This is a genomic window from Streptomyces sp. NPDC006743 (genome assembly GCF_040703815.1).
Lineage (GTDB): Bacteria > Actinomycetota > Actinomycetes > Streptomycetales > Streptomycetaceae > Streptomyces.
Map to the genome: position 1 here is coordinate 5,689 of NZ_JBEYJA010000013.1, position 18,729 is coordinate 24,417.

Here is an 18,729-nt window from a genome sequence, read left to right on the forward strand (position 1 = left end):
CCTCCCCGTGAGCCTCCGTGCCGGTACGGGAACGGGCCTCCCCGTGAGCCTCCGTGCCGGTACGGGAACGGGCCTCCCCGTGAGCCTCCGTGCCGGTACGGGAACGGGCCTCCCCGTGAGCCTCCGTGCCGGTCACGGGACGGGGCTTTCTGCCCGTTTCCGCGTGCGCTTCCGTGCCGGGCCCCTGACGGCCCTCCGCGCGAGTCTCCGTGCCGGTTCCGGCCCCGACCCCGGTCTCGGCCTCGGGCTGGATGCCGGGCGCCGCGTCGGGGCCGGTGGCGGTGGGTGCCGTGGGTCCCGGGGGCCGTTCCGGGGTGGTGGGGAGGGACTCTTCGGCCTCGCCCGTCGCCAGGGCGTCCGGCCTGGGGCCGGTCGCTTGCTGGCTCGCCACTTCGGTGTGCGCGGGGGATGTCTCGTCCGTCGTCCGCACTCCCGGCGGCATCCGGAAGGACCGCCCGAGGAGTTCCGCCACGGCGCGGACGGGGGCGCCGGGACCGTCACCGGCCCTGCTGTCGCTGTCCGCCGGTCCGCCGGCCCGGCGCACGGAACCACGGGGCGCCCTGAGCGGCGCCGGGGAGCGTTCCGACGCGCGGGCCTCTCGCGCGCCGCGCGCTGGGCGGGCGGAACGGGGGCGGGGGTTCGCCGCTCCCCCGGTCGGCGCGGACCGGTCCTCCTCCCCCTCCGTGCCGCTGCCGCCGCCGCTGCGGGTGCGGGCGGCACGGAGGGCCTCACGCGCCACGTCGGCGGGCCGGGGTGCGGCGGCGCTCACCGGGGCGGGGTCCGCCGCGGTGGACGCCTGGGTGGTGGGCGCCTGCGTGGTGGCAGGGGCGGGCTGCTGCTGCGGGCCCGCCGGCGGCGCCGTACGCCGCAGGGCCGCGCGCGCCACGTCACCCGGGCGAGGTGGCTGTTCCCTCCCTCTCTCCTTGTCCGGCTCAGTCCGCTCCCTCGCAGCCGGCCGCCCAGCCGCCTTCGGCGTGGGGACGCCGGCGGCCGGTGTGTCCGTCGGCGGCCGGTGTCCCCGTGCCGCCCGCAGCGCCTCGCGGGCCGCGTCGCCGGGGCGGGGCGACCGGGGGCGGGCGGCGGGCGGCCGCACGGTGGGGGCCGGCGCGGCGGCCCGTGCATCGGCGCCCGGGGCGCTGCCGCTGGTCACCGGCGTCGGCTCCTCCCCTCGGAGGTCCACGCCGTCCTCTCGCACGGTCCCGGTGCCCTTCCTCTCGGGCGGATGAGGAGAACCGGACTGCTCGGCCCCGGCCGACCGAGAGGAACCGGGCCGCTCGGCATCGGTCGGCTGCGAAGAACCGGGCTGCTCGCCAGCCGGCCGAGAGGAACCGGCGTGTTCGGCCCCGGCCTCGGTCCCGGCCGACCGAGAAGAACCGGACTGCCCGGCCCCGGCCGACCGAGAGGGGCCGGGCTGCTCGGTCCCCGTCTGCTGCGGCCGCTCGGTCCGCTCGACCTCGTCCGTCTGCTCCGCCGCGCTCATCAGGCCCCCCTCCGCAACGACACGAGGTCGGACAGTTCCCGGTCGGAGAGTTCGGTGAGGGCGGACTCGCCGGAACCGAGGACCGCCTCGGCCAGGGCGCGCTTGGCTTCGAGCATCTCGGCGATACGGTCCTCGACGGTGCCCTCGGTGATCAGACGGTGGACCTGGACGGGCTGGGTCTGGCCGATGCGGTAGGCGCGGTCGGTGGCCTGTTCCTCGACCGCGGGGTTCCACCAGCGGTCGAAGTGGACGACGTGGCCCGCGCGCGTGAGGTTGAGGCCGGTGCCGGCCGCCTTCAGGGAGAGGACGAGGACCGGGGTGGCGCCGTCCTGGAATCGGTCCACCATGCGTTCGCGCTCGGGGACCGGAGTGCCGCCGTGCAGGAGATCGACGGGGACCGCGCGGGCGGTGAGGTGGGCGCTGATCAGGCGGGCCATGCCGACGTACTGGGTGAAGACCAGGGCGGAGCCGTCCTCCGCGAGCACGGTGTCCAGCAGTTCGTCGAGCAGCGCGAGTTTGCCCGAGCGGGCCGCCAGGCGGTCGCCGCCGTCCGGGTGCGTGCCGTCCTTCAGGTAGAGGGCCGGGTGATCGCAGATCTGCTTGAGCGAGGTCAGCAGCTTGAGGACCAGGCCGCGGCGGGCGATGCCGTCGGCGGTCTCGATGGCGAGCAGGGACTCACGCACCACCGCCTCGTACAGCGCGGCCTGCTCGCGGGTGAGCGGGACCGGGTGGTCCGTCTCGGTCTTGGGCGGCAGCTCGGGGACGATGCCGGGGTCGGACTTCCTGCGGCGCAGCAGGAAGGGGCGCACCAGGCGGGCGAGCCGTTCCACGGCCTGGTCGTCCTCGCCGTTCTCCACGGCGCGGGCGTGGCGGGCGCGGAAGGACGTGAGGGGGCCGAGGAGGCCGGGGGTGGTCCAGTCGAGGAGGGCCCAGAGTTCGGAGAGGTTGTTCTCCACGGGGGTGCCGGTCAGGGCGACCCGGGCGGGCGCGGGGATGGTGCGCAGGGCCTTGGCGGTCGCGGAGTGGGGATTCTTGACGTGCTGTGCCTCGTCGGCGACGACCATGCCCCAGGGCCGGCCGGCGAGCAGGGGCGCGGCCGAGCGCATGGTGCCGTACGTGGTGAGGACGAAGCCGCCTTCGAGGCCGTCCAGGGTGCGGTGGGGGCCGTGGAACCGGCGGACGGGTACACCGGGCGCGAACCGGGTGATCTCCCGCTGCCAGTTGCCCAGCAGCGATGCCGGGCAGACCACCAGCGTGGGCGCGCGGTGGTCCCGCTTGAGGTGCAGGGCGATGAGGGTGACGGTCTTGCCGAGGCCCATGTCGTCGGCGAGGCAGCCGCCGAGGCCGAGGGAGGTCATGAGGTCGAGCCAGGCGAGGCCGCGCAGCTGGTAGTCGCGCAGGGTGGCCCGGAGACCCGGGGGCGGCTCGGCGGGGCGAACGCCGGCGGTGATGCGGTCCCGCAGCGCGGCGAGGGCTCCGACCGGCACGGCCTCGACGGTCTCGCCGTCGACCTCGGCGGTACCGGTGAGGGCGACGGAGAGCGCGTCGACCGGGTCGAGCAGACCCAGGTCGCGCTTGCGGGCCCTGCGGACCAGGGCGGGATCGACCAGGACCCAGCGGTCCCTCAGCCGGACCACCGGGCGGTGGGCTTCGGCGAGGGTGTCCATCTCGGCCTCGGTGAGCGGGTCGCCGCCGAGCGCGAGCTGCCAGCGGAACCGCAGCAGTTCCTCGCTCTCGAAGAAGCCGGTGCCGTCGGTGGCGGCGCCGGGCGCGGGCCGCACCACGGCCGTCGCGGTGAGGTCGTGCGCCAGGTCGCGGGGCCAGTGCACGGCGACGCCGGCCGCCGCGAGCCGGGTCGCGGCCACCGAGAGCAGGTCGCTCACCTCCGGCTCGGACAGGGCCAGGACGTCGGGCACGTCCTGTTCGCCGAGCCGGTCCAGCGGCGGCCAGACGCGGGCCGCGCGCCGCACGGCCAGGGCGGCGTCCACGCGCGCGCGGGGGCCGAAGGCCATATCGGCCTCGCCCGCCCACAGGGCCGCCGCGTCGGCGACGAGGGTGGGGTCGGCGAGGCTGTGCACCTGGACGATGGCCGCGCCGGCGCGGCGGGCCGGCTCCGTGTCGTCCGCGCCGCCCGCCGGGTCCGCGTCGAAGAGGTCGTGGGCGGACAGGTCCAGGCGCAGCGAGATCCGCACACCGGCGTCCATCCCTGCCGCGACCTCGGCGGCCCAGTCGTGGGCGGCGGGGAGGTGCTGGGGGGCGCGGTGCGCGAAGGGCCTGCCCGCGGTGTGCGGTGCGGCGGGGGTGCGGGGCAGGGTGTCGGCGACGGCGTCGAGGAACGCGCGCAGGAGGGCCTCCGGCTGCGGCAGCCGGAGCGGGCCGGGGCCGGGCAGCGGCACGGCATGGCCCTCGGGGGGCAGGGCGGCGGCGATGGCGCGCAGGTGGGCGAGGTCGTCGGGGTCGAGCGGGCCCGCCCGCCAGGCGTCGTGTCCGGTGGCGGTCAGGCCGGGCAGCAGGCGTCCGCGGGCGGTGAGCCGCAGCGCGTGCAGGGCGGCGGCTCCCCAGCAGGCCGTGGCGGGGTGGGCGGCGGGGTCGTGGCGGGCGCGCACGAGGTGGGGCAGGGCGACGTCGAGCGGGAGGGACAGGGCGGGGGCGGTCCGGGGGCGGGCGGTGGCGCCGTGCGGTCGCACCACCGTGAGGGTCGTGCGCACGGGCGGGGCGCCCGGGGCGGGCGGGGTGGGGGCGGCCGGGCCGTCGGGCGTCTCCCCCTCCGGGTCCCACAGGACGATGCGGCCCTCGCGCGGCAGCGGTGCGGGTACGAAGACGGCGGGCAGGCGGAGCGGGACGGCCTGCCCGGCTCCGGTCGTCCCCGTCCCGCTCGTCCCGGTGACGGACGTCACCCTCCCGCTCGTGCCGGTGCCGGGCCACCCCGTCCCGCTCGCCTCCGCCGAGGTCGTCCCGGCCACGGCCATGTCGCTCATCCGTCCTGTCACCTCCCGCTCGTCGGTCGAGTCAGCCGTCTTCGACTCTACGGGCGGGGTCTGACAATCGGCTCCGGCCCGGGCGCCGGGGCCCTCGCACGGCGCCGGGAGGATCCGCGGCAGGGGCCGGGCGTGGGTCAGGGGACGGTCCGGGAGACGACGTAGACCATGGGGAGCACCGGATCGGACAGGTTCACGATGACGTCCTGGCTGGGGGCCGGGTTCTCCTGGCTGTGGCTGAGGCCCCACCAGGGGCCGGGGCCCTTGAAGTTCCAGCCGGTGACGTCGCGGTCGCGGCGGCTGAAGGTGATGTCGCCCTTCTTGAGGTCGCTCCGGTTGACCCCCATCGCCTCGAGGAAGGTGTCGAGTCCGGGCTGGGTGGTCCGGAACTGGACGTAGAGGCGGCTGGTCTTCCAGTTGTTCGTCTCGTAGGAGGCGACCCGGTCGGCGGGGTGCGGGATCGGCACCTGGTAGAGGCGGCGCTGGACCTTGGCCGGGTAGGTGGGGGTCAGGCCGGTCGCGGCGTACTTGGCTTCCTTGTCCTTGCCGCTGTCGCGGCTCTGCGCGGCGGAGATGACCAGGTAGCCGGCCGGGACGCCGATCAGCAGCATGATGATCAGCAGGGTCAGGGCCCGGCGGCGGTTGCGGTGGCGGCGGTCCTCGGCGGGCCGGGACGGCGGTTCGTCCGGTGCCGCCGCCTGACGGGGCAGGGACATCGTCACAGCGTCTCCCGGGCCGCACGCCGGGCCTGTGCGTACTGCTCGTGGCGCTCGACCCGGCGGCGCTTGGCGCGCCGGAAGCGGCGGGCGACCAGACGGGCGAGGTCGGCGGCGCCGACCATGCCGGCCTCGGGGCCGAGCTGAGCCCGGACGATGCGGGCCTCGGGGCGGTAGCCGCGGCCGGTGAGCTGGCGTTTGAAGGCGTCGCGGGCGGGTCCGATGAGCAGGTCGTCGGCCGCGGACACCCCGCCGCCGATGACGAAGCAGGACGGGTCGAGGGCGGCGGCCAGGTTGGCGATGCCGACGCCGAGCCACTGGCCGATGTCCTGGAGCAGTTCGACGCACATGGCGTCGCCCTCGCGGGCCAGCTCGGTGATCATCGGGCCGGTGATGTCGGGGATGTTGCCCTTGACGTGCTCGATGATGCCGTAGGCGACCGGGGAGTCCGCGGCGGCCAGCTCCCGGGCCTCGCGCACCAGGGCGTTCCCGGAGCTGTACTGCTCCCAGCAGCCGCGGTTGCCGCAGGGGCAGCGGTGGCCGCCGGGCACGACCTGCATGTGCCCGAACTCGCCGGCGACGCCGAACTTGCCCCGCTTGACCTGGCCGTCCTCCAGGATGGCCCCGCCGATGCCGGTGCCGAGCGTGATCATGACGAGGTGGTCCTCGCCACGGCCGGCGCCGAAGCGCCACTCGGCCCAGGCGGCGGCGTTGGCGTCGTTGTCGACCAGGACGGGCACCGACAGGCGTTCGGAGAGCCGGTCGCGCAGCGGCTCGTTGCGCCAGGACAGGTGGGGCGCGAACAGCACACGGTTGCGGTCGGCGTCGACCCAGCCGGCCGCGCCGATGCCGACGGCGTGCACGTCGTGCCGGTCGGACAGGTCCAGGACCAGTTCCACGATGGTGTCCTCGACGACCTTCGGGCTCTTGGACTTGTCCGGGGTCTCCGTGCGGAGCCTCTCCAGGATGTTGCCGTCGGCGTCGACGACGCCCGCCATCACCTTGGTGCCGCCGATGTCGATGCCGACCGTCGGGACACGGGGCGCCGTCAGGTGGGAACGGCGCTCACGGGTGCCCACGGTGCGCAGGACCGTGGCTCGGCGGGAACCGATGGGGGCGGTGAGGTCGCGGTAGGTGCTCATCGGCCCCGATTCTGCCGCACGCCCGGTAAGGGTGCTGTATCGGCACCGGCGGTCCGGCGCCCCGGGCGTGCGGCACGCGCGCGTGGGGACGTCGCGCGCGGCGGCCGGCACGCTTCAGGAAGTGCCCTTCTCCAGCGCGGAGGTGGCCTTTTCGAGTTCGTGGCGGAGGTCGTCGAGTTCGCTGCCGCCGGCCATCTGCCGGGTCAGCTCCTCCAGGGTGGTCTCCTCACGTGTGTGATGTCCCACCATCGTGCCCCTCTTGAGGAGCACGAACCTGTCCCCCACCAGGTACGCGTGGTGCGGGTTGTGGGTGATCAACACGACACCCAGGCCCTCGTCGCGTGCCGCGGCCACATATTTCAGCACCACGCCCGACTGCTTGACGCCGAGCGCCGCCGTCGGCTCGTCGAGGACGAGGACCTTGGCACCGAAGTGGACCGCGCGGGCGATGGCCACGCACTGGCGTTCGCCGCCCGAGAGGGTGCCGATGGGCTGGTCGACGTCCCTGAGATCGATGCCCATGCGCAGCAGTGCCTCCCGGGTGGTGCGGCGCATGAGGTCGACGTCCAGGCGTTTGAAGGGGCCGGTGCCCTTCCTGGGTTCGGAGCCGAGGAAGAAGTTCCGCCACACCGGCATCAGGCCCACGACGGCCAGGTCCTGGTAGACGGTCGCGATGCCGCGGTCCAGGGCCTCGCGCGGGGAGGCGAGCCGTGTCTCCTCGCCGGCGATGCGCAGGGTGCCGCCGTCGTGCTGGTGCAGTCCGGCGATCATCTTGATCAGCGTCGACTTGCCGGCGCCGTTGTCGCCGAGCACGCAGGTGATCTCCCCGGCGTGCACCTCCAAGGAGACGCCTTCGAGGGCGCGGACGGTGCCGTAGTGCTTGCTGACCTCGGACAGCTCCACGAGCGGGGTACGTGCCGTGCTGCCGGTCATGTGGTGGCCTCCGCCCGCTTGCGGACCCAGGCGTTGAGCAGGGTCGCCAGGAGCAGCATCGCTCCGAGGAAGAACTTGAACCAGTCGGGGTTCCACTCGGCGAAGACGATGCCCTTGCTGGTCATGCCGAACAGGAGTGCGCCGACCGCCGAGCCGACGGCGCTGCCGTAGCCGCCGGTGATCAGGCAGCCGCCGATGACGGCCGCGATGATGTAGATCAGCTCGTTGCCGACGCCCTCGCCGGACTGGACGGCGTCGAAGGAGAACAGCAGGTGCTGGCCGGAGATCCAGGCGCCGAGGGCCACGCCCATGTACAGGCCGATCTTGGTCCTGGTGACCGGTACGCCGACCGCGCGGGCGGCGTCCTGGTTGCCGCCGACGGCGAAGATCCAGTTGCCGGTGCGGGTGCGCAGCAGGATCCAGGAGGCGACGGCGACCAGGGCGAGCCACCACAGGACGGTGACCTTGAAGTCGACGCCGCCGATGGTGAACGTGGAGGCGAAGACGGCGTGCGCGGCCGGGAAGCCCTCCATGTCGCCGATGGTCTTGGTGGAGACGGTGTCGTCGATCAGCTTGGTGAAGCCGAGGTTCATACCGGTCAGCATCAGGAAGGTGCCCAGGGTGATGATGAAGCTGGGCAGCTTGGTGCGGGTCAGCATGAAGCCGTTGAACGCGCCGATCGCGAGGGTGACCAGCAGGGAGACGCCGACACCGACCCAGACGTTCGCCGTCATCTGGTAGCTGAACATCGAGGAGACCAGCGCCGAGGAGGTCACCATCACGCCCGCGGACAGGTCGAACTCGCCGCCGATCATCAGCAGGGCGACGGGGACGGCCATGATGCCGATCGTCGAGGACGCGTACAGCACCGTGCTGAGGCTGGAGGCGCGCACGAACCCGTCGGCGGCGACGGCGAAGAAGACGAAGACGGCGATCGCGCCGACGACCGAGCCCAGCTCGGGCCGGGAGAGCAGGGTCCGCAGCGGGGAGGTGCCCAGCAGCCGTTCGTCGGCGCCGGACCCGGTCCGCTCCGAGGTGGCGCTCATCGGGTGCCCCGCTTCGTGTACTCCTCCAGGGCGGCGGCCTGGTCCTTGGTGACGATCTGCGGGCCGGTGAGCACCGGCTTGCCGCCGCCGAGGACGTCGCTGTTGTACTTGTACAGCCACAGCAGGTCGACGGCCTGGTAGCCCTGGAGGTAGGGCTGCTGGTCGACGGCGAAGCCGAGGGTGCCGTCCTTCAGCTCGGCGGCGACCTTGGCGTTCAGGTCGAAGGTGTCGACCTCGGCCCTGCTGCCCGCGTCCGCCTTCGCCTTGACGGCCGTGTCCGCGTAGGGGGCGCCGAGGGTGACGACCGCGTCGACGGACTTGTCCGCCTGGAGCTTGGCTCCGATCGCGGACTGCACGTCGGGCATGTTGGTGCCGTTGACGTAGAGGTTCTCGACCTTGCCCGAGAAGGTCTTCGCGACACCGGCGCAGCGCTGCTCGTGGCCGACGTTGCCCTGCTCGTGCAGGACGCACAGGACCTTCTTCCTGCCGCGCTTGTCCAGTTCCTCGCCGACGGCCTCGCCGGCGACGGTCTCGTCCTGGCCGATGTGGGTGAGCGCGCCGAACGCCTTGGACTCGGCGGAGCCGGAGTTCACCGTCACCACCGGGATGCCGGCCTTCTCGGCGCGGGCCACGGCCGCCTTCATGGCGTCGGGCTTGGCGAGGGTGACGATGATGCCGTCGACCTTCTTGTCCACCGCCGCGTCGACGAGCTGCGCCTGCTGCTGGGCCTCGTCGTCGTGCGAGTACAGGAAGTTGATGTTGTCCTTGACGGCGGCCTGTTGGGCGCCGTTCTGCACGATGTCCCAGAAGGTGTCGCCGTCACCGGAGTGGGTGATCATCGCGAAGGTCCAGCGGGGCGTGTTCACCGCCGCCCTGCCCTGGGCCGCCGCGGTCTTGCGGGCGTCCTCCGCCCGCTTGCCGCCGGTGCTGCTGCATCCCGCGAGGGACAGCGACAGTGCCCCTGCGAGGGCGATGCCTACCCAGGTTGGAAACCGTGCCACGAGGCCGTGCCCTTCTAGCCGTGTTCGAACGTACGCGCGGGGCCGATGACACATCCCATCAGCCCCGAACATCGCATTATCGGATATCTACAAGGGAAGGCAAACGGCCGGGTGCCGTGAACCGGCCGCCTTGTCCGGACATTGTGACGACCGGCACCCTGAGCCAGGGCCCGCTCCCGCCCCGCCCCGGGCACCTCGGGGCCGCTCCGGCCCCGCGCCGAAGCAGCTCGGGACCGCTCCCGCCTCACTCCTGACCCACCCCCGGATCACTCCCTGCTCAGGACCGTACGAGCAACCGGAACTCGAAAGAGTAGCGGGAGGGACGGTAGGTGTGCGTGCCGAACTCGACCGCCCGTCCCGTGGCGTCGAAGGTGGTGCGCTGCATCGTGAGCAGAGGGGCGCCCTCCGCCTCCCCGAGCCGCTCGGCCTCGGAGAGGGTGGCGGCGCGGGCACCGATGGACTGACGGGCGCTGTGCAGGGTGATCCCGGCGGAGCGCATCAGCCGGTACAGGCCGGTCGCCTCCAGTTGCGCGGTGTCCGGGTCGAGCAGACCGGCCGGCAGGTGGTTGATCAGGTACGCCATCGGCTCGCCGTGCGCGAGCCGCAGCCGTTCCACCCGGTGCACGTCGGCGCCCTCGGTCACCCCGAGCGCGGCGGCGACCTCGGCGGAGGCGGGGACGACCGCGTTCACCAGGACCGTGCTCGTGGGGCGCTGCCCGGCCGCCTCCAGGTCGTCGTAGAAGCTGCTCAGCTCCAGCGGGCGCTTGACCTGGCTGTGCACGACCTGGGTACCGACCCCGCGGCGGCGCACCAGCAGCCCCTTGTCGACGAGCGACTGGATGGCCTGGCGGACGGTGGGGCGGGACAGACCGAGCCGCGCGGCCAGCTCGATCTCGTTGCCCAGCAGACTGCCGGGGGTGAGGGCGCCCTGTTCGATCGCCGCCTCCAGCTGCTGCGACAGCTGGTAGTACAGCGGCACGGGGGAACTCCGGTCGACACTCAGCGCGAGCGACAGGGTGGGGTCCACATCTGGTCTGGGCACGGCCCGAGCGTAGCCCGGCGACCGGTTGACGGGAAGTCGTGTAGTCAGTTTGTCCGGACATATGAGTGGTGGCGTCCGGGGCCGCCCCCCTACCTTGTCCCTCCGACCGGCGGGACCGACCGGCGGGCCGCTCACCGCCTGTCGTACCGCGCGGGCCCGGTGACCGGCCCGCGCGGTGCGCCCGCCGTCCCGTCCCGGCGCCCGCGCCCCCGGCCGGCGAGCGGGGTGCGCGGGCGGGGAGCGGGTGCCCCGCCGGCAAGTGGCCCCAGGGCGGCCGGGCCGGCTACCAGCGCACCGGCAGGGTCCGGGTGCCCCGGATGAGCATGCCCGGCAGCCACTCCCCCGGCGGCCCGTCGAGCGCCAGGCCGGGCGCGCGCCGCAGGAGCGTGCGCAGGGCCGTACGCGCCTCCATCCGGGCCAGGGGCGCGCCCACGCAGAAGTGGATGCCGTGGCCGAAGGCGAGGTGTCCCTGGGTGTCGCGGTGGAGGTCGAAGCGGTCCGCGGCCGGATAGCGGGTGGTGTCCCGGTCGGCCGCCGCGAGGCCGATCAGCACCGGCTCGCCGCGCGCGACGGCGGTGCCGCCGATCTCCAGCGGCTCGGCCGCGTACCGGAAGGTGGCGTTCTCCACCGGGCCCTCGTAGCGCAGGGTCTCCTCGACGACGGCGTCCACCAGGCCGGGGTCGGCCCGCACCTCGGCGAGTTGCGCCGGGTGCCTGAGCAGGGTGTGGACGCTGTTGGTGATGAGGTTGACCGTGGTCTCGTGGCCCGCGATGAGCAGCAGGAAGGCCATGCCGCGCAGTTCCTGGGGGGAGAGCCGGTCGCCGTCCTCCGCGGTGGTGCGGATCAGCGCGCCGAGCAGGTCGTCGGCGGGGCCGGCGCCCCGCTTGTCCTCGATCAGGTCGGTGAGGTAGGCGGCGAGCCGGTCCACGGACCGCACGAAGCCGTCCTCGCTGGTGGGGGCGACGAACTCGTTCGACATCTCCCGGAACGCGGCCCGGTCCATCTCGGGCACGCCCAGCAGCTCACAGATGACCGTGATCGGCAGCGGGTAGGAGAAGGACTCCACGAGGTCCGCGCGCCCCAGCGGCAGCATCGCGTCCAGCAGTTCGTCGGTGATCGCCTGGATCCTGGGCCGCAGTGCCTCCACACGGCGCGCGGTGAAGGCGCGGGTGACCAGGGAGCGCAGCCGCGTGTGCTGCGGCGGGTCGGCTGTCAGCAGGTGCTTGCCGATCACCTCCTCCTCCCTGGGCCGCACGTCGAGGCCCGCGACGTCCTTGGCGAGCCGGGGGTCGGCGAGGGCGGCACGCGCCTCCTCGTACCCGACGACGAGCCAGGTGTCGTAGGACTCGGGCGGGGGCAGCCGCACGCGGTGGACCGGGCCCAGTTCCCGCAGGTGCGCGTAGACGGGGTGGGGGTCGTCCCTGAACCCCTCGCCGTACTCCGCCATGTCGATCACGTCTGCCATCTCGGCTCCCCTCCGGAGCGCGTACGCCACCGGCGCCCCGTGCCCGGACAACGACCGGCGGCGCCGCGAAGTGCCCCTGGGCCCTGGCGCCGCGTTCCCGCCTGCCCCGCCATGCCTGGCACGCCCTCTCGCCGCACCGGCCGAAAGCCCGGGTACGGCCCCCGGTACGAGGACTTCCGCCCGGCACGCCGGGAGCACGCACCGGACGCCGCGGGGCCGCCCGCCGGGCGACGACGGGAACGTGACCACCACAGGTCCCTAGGACGCGTCCTCCTCGAGGAGTCCGGCGTCATGGGCGAGCAGCGCGATCTGCACCCGGTTGTTGAGGCCGAGTTTGGCGAGGATGCGGGAGACGTGCGTCTTGACGGTGGCGACGCTCATGAACAGGCCGGCGGCTATCTGGGCGTTGGCCAGGCCCTGTCCGACGCGGACGGCGACCTCGCGTTCGCGGTCGTTGAGTGCGGCAAGCCGCTCACGCGCGCGCGAGCGCCGGTCGTCGCCCGCGGCCCCGGCCGCCTGCCGCATCAACTGGCGCGTGACGGCGGGCGAGAGCACGGGGTCGCCGGCCGCGACCCGGCGCACGGCCTCGACGATCTCGGCGGGCGGGGTGTCCTTGAGGACGAAGCCGGCGGCGCCGGCGCGCAGCGCCCTCAGCACCTGCTCGTCGGCGTGGAAGGTGGTCAGGACCACGACCTGCGGTGCCTTCGGGCGGGCCCGCAGCCGTTCCGTGGCCGTCAGGCCGTCCACGCCCGGCATGCGCACGTCCATGAGGACGACGTCCGGCCGGGTGCGTTCGGCCAGCGTCTCCGCCTCGCCGCCGTCGGCCGCCTCACCGACGATCTCGATGTCGGCGGCGCCTCCCATCATGAAGGACAGCCCCGCCCTCACCAGGGGGTCGTCGTCGACGAGGAGCACTCGGATCACGGTCATGGGCCCAGCCAACCAAACGGCCCTGGCCGCGGCCACACCGGCTCGCCGCCCCGGGACGCGGCGGGTGACCGGCGGTGGCAGCATGGTCGTTCATGCGTGCTGCCTACATCGAAGAGCTGGGTCCGCCCGAGGTCATCCGCTGGGGTGAGCTGCCGCCGCCCGTGCCGGAAGCCGGTGAGGTGCTGGTGGACGTGCTGGCCACGGCGGTGGACCCGGTGGACACGTTCGTGCGCTCGGGGGTCTTCCGTACGCCGCTGCCGTTCCCGTTCGTGGTCGGGCGCGACCTCGTGGGCACGGTGGCGTCGCCCGGCTCGGGGTTCGCGGCCGGCGAGACCGTGTGGTGCAACAGCCTCGGCCATGACGGGCGGCAGGGAGCGGCGGCGGAGCGGGCCGCCGTGCCGGCCGACCGCCTGTACCGGTTGCCCGCCGGGGTGCGGCCCCAGGAGGCGGTGGCCGTGTTCCATCCCGCTGCCACCGCGTACCTGGCGCTGTTCACCCACGGCGGGCTGCGGGACGGACAGACCGTCCTGGTCGGCGGGGCGGGCGGCAACGTGGGCAGCGCGCTGGTGGAGCTGGCGGCGTGCGCGGGGGCGCGTGTCCTGGCCACGGCCGCGCCCCGCGACCACGACCACGTGCGCTCCCTGGGCGCAACGGAGGTCGTGGACTACCGCGCCGGGGACCTCGTGGAGCGGCTCGCCGCCCTGGCGCCGGACGGGGTGGACGTCCATGTCGACACCTCGGGCCGCAACGACCTGCGGGCCGCGGTCGCCCTCCTCGCCCGCCGGGGCCGCGTCGTCCTCCTGGCCGGTGCCCGGGACGAGGCCGCCCTGCCGGTCGGTCCGCTCTACATGAAGGACGGTTCCCTGCGCGGCTTCGTCATCTCCCACGCGACGGTCGCCGAGCTGGCCGCGGCGGCGGAGGCGGTCAACGAACGGCTGGCCCGGGGCGGCCTGCGGCCCCGGGCGGTGGAGTACGCCCCGCTGAGCGAGACGGCCCACGCGCACCGGCGCGTGGAGCGCGGCGAACTGCACGGACGGCGCGTGGTCCTGCTGCCCTGACGGACCGGGCGGAAGGCCTGGGGTATGGGGGCCGGCGGGGTCCCGAACGCCCCGGGGGGCGGCCCGGAAGGACTCGGCCGGGGGCCGGCGACCAGCCCCCTCGGAGGGAACGCGGCCCGTCCCGGAGCGGTGAGCGGCGTACGTCGGCGCGCACGCATGCGCGTACGCCCGGCGCGCACGCCAACTCGTACTCCGGCGCGCGCCCGGCGCACGCTCAGGCGCGCCGCCGGATGTGCTCCCCGCCCCCGCCGGACGTGCTTCCGGCCCACCACCGGACGCGCCCCCGTCAGGCCGGCCACGGCAGGTGGGCCCGCACCTCGAAGCCGCCGTCCGGGGTCGGCCCGTGGCGCAGGGTGCCGCCGGCCAGGGCGGCGCGTTCGGTGAGGCCGATGAGGCCCTGGCCGGAGCCGGGGACGTGCGGTACCTCACCCTCGGGCGGCGGGTTGCGTACGTGGACGGCGAGGTCCTGCCCGGCACCGCCGGTGACGGTCACGGTCACCTCCGCGCCGGGGGCGTGCTTGCGGGCGTTGGTCAGGGCCTCCTGGGCGATGCGGTACGCGGTGCGGCCGACGGAGGCGGGCACGGCAGCCGGGTCGACGACCTGACCGGTCAGCGTCACCCTCATGCCGGCCTCGCGGGACTCGGCGACCAGGGCGTCCAGCGCGGCCAGGGTGGGCTGCGGGCGCCCCGCGTCGTCGGAGTCCCCGGCGCGCAGGACGCCGATGATCTCCCGCAGGTCCTGCAGGGCCTCGTGCGCGCTCTCCCGGATGACCCCGGCGGCCCGCACGATCTCCTCGCGGGGCGCGTCGGGCCGGAACTCCAGCGCGCCGGCGTGCACGCTCAGCAGGGTCAGCCGGTGCGCGAGGACGTCGTGCATCTCCCGGGCGATGGCCTCCCGGGCGAGCCGCTGCGCCTGCTCGGCGCGCAGCCGTGCCTCCGTCTCGGCCCGCCGCGCCCGGTCCCGCAGGCTCAGCATGAGCTGCCGTTTGGACCGGACGAACATGCCCCAGCCGACGACCGACAGGCTGAGCAGTACGGCGAAGACGACGATGGCCGGATACGCCAGGTCGGGGTCCGGGCGCAGCCAGTAGAAGAGCGGGATCAGCGCGAGCTGGGCGCCGCCCACCCACATCACGTACCGGAAGGGGCGGTGCACGGTGAGGGTGAAGAGGGCGACGACGACGGCTCCGCCCGCGGTGTTCGAGATCACGCTGACGGGGATCATGGCGACGGCCAGCCCGAGCGGCCGGCGGCGGCGCAGCCAGAGCGCGGCGCAGGCCAGCGCCCCGACGACCTGGTCGGTGACGGCCACGACCCGCGGCAGGTCCTGCTCGTGGGGCAGCGAGTCGACGGCGGTGAGGCCGATGAGGACGGCGAGGAGGAAACAGGAGAAGTCGACGAACCAGTCACGGGCGGTGCGCCGGGTCCGGCCGGCGCGCCCCTCCTCGGGGTCGAGTCCGTCGGCCACGGCGGAGGGCAGCCACCACCGCCGTCCGTCGCGCACCATCGGTTCCTGCGTCGTCCCGTCTGCTGTCACGGTCGACAAATCTACGCAACGGGGAGTGGCCTCCACCGCGCCCGGAACGCATCCGCGACCGAAGTCGCGGCGCGGACGACCTTCGGCTCTCCGTCCCGCACGGGCCGTGGACCTTGGTCGGCCGTCTCCCTCCCCGCGGCCGATGCGCGCGGGGGGACCGCGGGGCGAGTCTCGGACGCATGAAGAAGGTTCTGGAGGTCGTCGGCTTCATCGCCCTGGTGCAGGGCGTGCTGGGGTTCGTGCAGGAGTTCACCGACTGGCACGTGGGGATGGTGCGGCGGGTGCCGTTCCTGCACGGCTACGAGGTGTTCGTGAGCTTCGTCCTGATCGTGCTGGCGTGCGCCCTGTTCGCCGCCGCCGACAGCCGCGGGCGGTGAGCGGCGGGCCGGCGGGCGCGTACCGGGCGGCCGGTGGGGAGGCCGCCCGGCAGCCGCCTCAGCAGCCGAAGTCGACGAGGTCGAACGTGGCGTAGTGGTCGGAGGTGTAGTAGTCCTCCTGGGTCCGCTCGCCGGTGACGATCCGGCGGGCGCCCCGGGTGGGGGAACCGGGGGTGATCACCGTGTACTCGTGGTAGTAGCCGCCGGCCCGGCTGGGCAGGACGCCTTCGCGGTTCTGGAAGACGCTGCCGTCCTGCGAGTACGGGAAGGGGCCGCCCTGGTCGATCAGGTCGAGCGTGTCGTGGGCCTGGGAGGGCAGGGCGCCGTAGCAGATGCTGCCGACCGAGGCCGTGGCGGCGCCGGCCTGGCCGGCGGAGACGGTGCCGCCGACGAGGAGGGCGGACAGGAGGGCGCCCGCGGCGCCGATGCGGGTCATGCGTGGGGGGAATCTCATGGACCTCATGATGACGCGCGTAGACAGTGGCATGTCAATGACAATGCCGTGGAGTTTCCCGGCAAGTCCGGTGAATTCACCGGTGGTTGACCTCGACTGTTCATCTGTTCCCCGGACGTTCATGCGAACCGGGTCGGCAACGAACGCCCGGCCGCCCTCGCACCGACGCCGGAGTGTCCGGCGACGGCGTCGGCGGTCCCTGGGCCGGGGGCTCCCACGCCTGCCTTCGCTGACCCGCGCCGCGCGGACGGCGGCCCGCTCTCCCCTGGCAGCGGTGCGCGCTGTCCGCCGCGCCCGCCGCCGGACCTCGCGGTCCGATGGCCGCCAGCGCCGGTACGGGCCGGCCGCTGGGATGGAGGCATGACATCTCAGCAGAACCTCGAAGGCAAGACGGCTCTCGTGACCGGCGGCAGCCGTGGCATCGGCGCGGCGACGGCCCTGCGGCTCGCCCGCGAGGGGGCCGACGTGGCCCTCACCTACGTGAACGGGAAGGAGGCGGCCGAGGACGTGGCGCGGGAGATCCGGCGGCTGGGCCGGCGGGCGGTGGCGCTGCGCGCGGACGCGGCGGACCCGCAGGAGGCGGCGGACGTCGTCGGACGGGCGGCCGGCGAACTGGGCGCGCTCGATGTACTGGTGAACAACGCGGGCGTGGGCCTGCTGGGGCCGGTGGAGAGTCTGACCCTCGCCGATGCCGACCGGGTGCTCGCCGTGAACGTGCGCGCCGTCTTCCTGGCCTGCCGGGCCGCCGCCGTGCGGATGCGGGAGGGGGGCCGGATCGTCACCATCGGCACCTGCATGACCCAGCGCGTGCCGGGGCCCGGCGGGACCCTCTACGCGACCGGCAAGTCCGCCCTGATCGGTCTGACCAAGGCGCTCGCCAGGGAACTGGGACCGCGCGGGATCACCGCGAACATCGTGCACCCCGGCCCGATCGACACCGACATGAACCCCGCCGACGGGCCGTACGCGCCCGGGCAGGCGGCGCTGACGGCGCTCGGCCGCTTCGGTACCCCCGACGAGGTGGCGTCGATGGTGGCCTATCTGGCGGGGGCCGACGCGGCCTACGTCACCGGCGCGGAGTTCGCCGTGGACGGCGGGCACGCGGCGTAGGGCGCGCGCGGCCTGCGCGCGGCGGGCCGCGGGCAGGCCACCGCGCGCTGCGGCCCGCAAGGGCCGGCGATCACGGGACGCGGGACGGCGGGAGGCCGAACCGCGGCCGTCATCGGACGCACGCCGAATCAGGGGATGCTGGACGCCGAGCCGCGGCCATCGCTGGACGCGCGCCCGCATCGCGGGATCGCGGGACGCCGCATCGCGGAGTCGGGGGACGCGGGATCGCGGGGCGCGCCGGTGCTGTCGGGCCGGGCGCGCCCCGCGGGCCGTGGGACGGGTCAGCCGCCCAGTTCCTGGTGGCGGGCGCCCAGGCGCCGCGCGCCGTCCTCCGTCAGGGAGCCGAACAGGCGCAGGCGGGAGATGCCGCCGTCCGGGAAGATGTCCACGCGCGCGTGCGTGCCGACGGCGGGCACGGGCAGCACGAAGCGGTGGTTGGTGTCGGGCTGGCAGCGGGTGCGCGGCAGGACCTCGCGCCACTCGCCGTCCTCACCGTCCTTGACCGACACGGACGCCCAGCCGGCGCTGTTGCCCTTGAGGTAGGCGGTGTCGATCTCGACGGCGCGGATCTCGGAGCGGGCGACCAGCTCGTAGCGGATCCAGTCGTTGCCCTGGTCGCGCCGGCGGCGGGTCTCCCAGCCGTCGTCCATCTTGCGCGAGCGGCCCGGCTGGATGGTGTTGGTGGCCGGCGAGTAGAAGAGGTTGGACGCGTCCTCGACCCGGCCGCCGTTCTCCAGGGCGACCACGTCGAAGGTGCCGAGCGTGCGCAGCCACTCCGGGTCGGGCACGACCTCGCCGTACACGCGCAGCCGCGCGATGCCGCCGTCCGGGTGCTGGTTGACGCGCAGGTGCGTGAAGCGCTGCTCGACGCCGACCTCGAATCCGTTGGCCGCGTGGCCGCCGATCGGGGTGCGCGGCAGGAGGGTCGTCCACTTGACGTCGCCGGCGAGCAGCTCCTCCGGGGAGGGCGAGCCCGGTACGCAGGTGCCTTCCACCGACACCGCCTGCGGGTAGTTGCCGCGGAAGTGCGCCGTGTCGATGACGAGACCGCGTACGACGCCGGGCGCGCCGAGCCGTATCAGCGCCCAGTCGTGGTCGTCCTCGGTGGGCCAGGGGTGCTCGGCACAGACGCCGCGGCGGCGGCGGGTCTCCCAGCCGTCCATGACCTTGCCCTTGTGGCCGAAGTGCTCGGGGTCGAACTCGGCGCGCTCGGGGACCAGCAGGTTCTCGCGCTGGGCGAAGAACTCGTCGTTGGCGGCGATGACCCCGGCACCCAGGCGGCGGTCGGCGAGGTTGGCGTGCTGGGTGAAGGGGAAGTCGGCGGTGCGGTAGTCCGCGTACGGGTCACCGCCTCCGTAGGGGTTCGCGTCGCCGGTGAAACGGGAAGTCGCCGTCACGGTGATCAGTTCTTCCTTTCGGGAGTCGGCCGGTGCGGTTGGGGCGCGCGTGCGCACGCGGTG

The 18,729-nt window shown here is 74.3% G+C and carries 15 protein-coding genes; 3 read left to right on the plus strand and 12 right to left on the minus strand.

Features of this window, described 5'->3' with window-relative positions; genetic code table 11:
• Positions 1-1,479: 1,479 nt before the first annotated feature.
• From ABZ719_RS13755 to ABZ719_RS13795, 9 genes are all read right to left on the minus strand, one after another.
• Entirely contained in the window at positions 1,480-4,458 is a 2,979-nt protein-coding gene (locus ABZ719_RS13755) for an SNF2-related protein (RefSeq protein ID WP_366725386.1), read from the minus strand.
• 137 nt (positions 4,459-4,595) lie between these two features.
• On the minus strand, positions 4,596-5,180 hold the full coding sequence (locus ABZ719_RS13760; RefSeq protein WP_366725387.1) for a sugar kinase: 585 nt from the start codon (positions 5,178-5,180) through the stop codon (positions 4,596-4,598).
• Positions 5,177-6,316 (minus strand): ROK family glucokinase, encoded by a 1,140-nt coding sequence (locus ABZ719_RS13765; protein ID WP_366725388.1) that lies wholly within the window; start codon positions 6,314-6,316, stop codon positions 5,177-5,179. The genes ABZ719_RS13760 and ABZ719_RS13765 overlap by 4 nt, the downstream gene beginning before the upstream one ends.
• Positions 6,317-6,430: 114 nt before the next feature.
• On the minus strand, positions 6,431-7,249 hold the full coding sequence (locus ABZ719_RS13770; protein ID WP_366725389.1) for an ATP-binding cassette domain-containing protein: 819 nt from the start codon (positions 7,247-7,249) through the stop codon (positions 6,431-6,433).
• Entirely contained in the window at positions 7,246-8,295 is a 1,050-nt protein-coding gene (locus tag ABZ719_RS13775) for an ABC transporter permease (RefSeq protein WP_366725390.1), read from the minus strand. Before ABZ719_RS13775 ends, ABZ719_RS13770 begins: the two co-directional genes overlap by 4 nt.
• Positions 8,292-9,296, minus strand: coding sequence for a sugar ABC transporter substrate-binding protein (locus ABZ719_RS13780; protein ID WP_366725391.1), 1,005 nt, complete (start codon positions 9,294-9,296; stop codon positions 8,292-8,294). The genes ABZ719_RS13775 and ABZ719_RS13780 overlap by 4 nt, the downstream gene beginning before the upstream one ends.
• A 277-nt stretch (positions 9,297-9,573) precedes the next feature.
• Positions 9,574-10,311, minus strand: coding sequence for a GntR family transcriptional regulator (locus ABZ719_RS13785; protein ID WP_366725509.1), 738 nt, complete (start codon positions 10,309-10,311; stop codon positions 9,574-9,576).
• Between the two features lie 310 nt (positions 10,312-10,621).
• A complete protein-coding gene (locus ABZ719_RS13790) occupies positions 10,622-11,803 on the minus strand; it encodes a cytochrome P450 (protein ID WP_366725392.1) in 1,182 nt (393 codons plus the stop codon).
• A 258-nt stretch (positions 11,804-12,061) separates the two neighbouring features.
• Positions 12,062-12,733 carry a response regulator transcription factor gene (locus tag ABZ719_RS13795; RefSeq protein WP_366725393.1) on the minus strand — a complete coding sequence of 224 codons (672 nt, stop codon included), beginning with the start codon at positions 12,731-12,733 and terminating at the stop codon, positions 12,062-12,064.
• A gap of 92 nt (positions 12,734-12,825) precedes the next feature.
• Here ABZ719_RS13795 and ABZ719_RS13800 point away from each other — a divergent pair, with 92 nt between their 5' ends.
• Positions 12,826-13,791 carry an NADPH:quinone reductase gene (locus ABZ719_RS13800; protein ID WP_366725394.1) on the plus strand — a complete coding sequence of 322 codons (966 nt, stop codon included), beginning with the start codon at positions 12,826-12,828 and terminating at the stop codon, positions 13,789-13,791.
• 286 nt (positions 13,792-14,077) lie between these two features.
• Here ABZ719_RS13800 and ABZ719_RS13805 read toward each other — a convergent pair whose 3' ends face one another.
• Positions 14,078-15,298, minus strand: coding sequence for a histidine kinase (locus tag ABZ719_RS13805; RefSeq protein ID WP_366725510.1), 1,221 nt, complete (start codon positions 15,296-15,298; stop codon positions 14,078-14,080).
• Positions 15,299-15,507: 209 nt separating this feature from the next.
• On the opposite strand from ABZ719_RS13805, the gene ABZ719_RS13810 reads away from it, so the two are divergent.
• A complete protein-coding gene (locus tag ABZ719_RS13810) occupies positions 15,508-15,705 on the plus strand; it encodes a hypothetical protein (protein WP_366725395.1) in 198 nt (65 codons plus the stop codon).
• 58 nt (positions 15,706-15,763) lie between these two features.
• Here the strand turns inward: ABZ719_RS13810 and ABZ719_RS13815 are convergent, their stop codons facing one another.
• A complete protein-coding gene (locus tag ABZ719_RS13815; protein ID WP_037858824.1) occupies positions 15,764-16,159 on the minus strand; it encodes a ribonuclease domain-containing protein in 396 nt (131 codons plus the stop codon).
• A gap of 360 nt (positions 16,160-16,519) precedes the next feature.
• On the opposite strand from ABZ719_RS13815, the gene ABZ719_RS13820 reads away from it, so the two are divergent.
• Complete coding sequence (locus ABZ719_RS13820) at positions 16,520-17,269, plus strand: 3-oxoacyl-ACP reductase family protein (protein ID WP_366725396.1); 750 nt, start codon at positions 16,520-16,522, stop codon at positions 17,267-17,269.
• Between the two features lie 281 nt (positions 17,270-17,550).
• Here ABZ719_RS13820 and alc read toward each other — a convergent pair whose 3' ends face one another.
• Complete coding sequence (gene alc / locus ABZ719_RS13825; protein WP_366725397.1) at positions 17,551-18,666, minus strand: allantoicase; 1,116 nt, start codon at positions 18,664-18,666, stop codon at positions 17,551-17,553.
• Between the last annotated feature and the right edge of the window lie 63 nt (positions 18,667-18,729).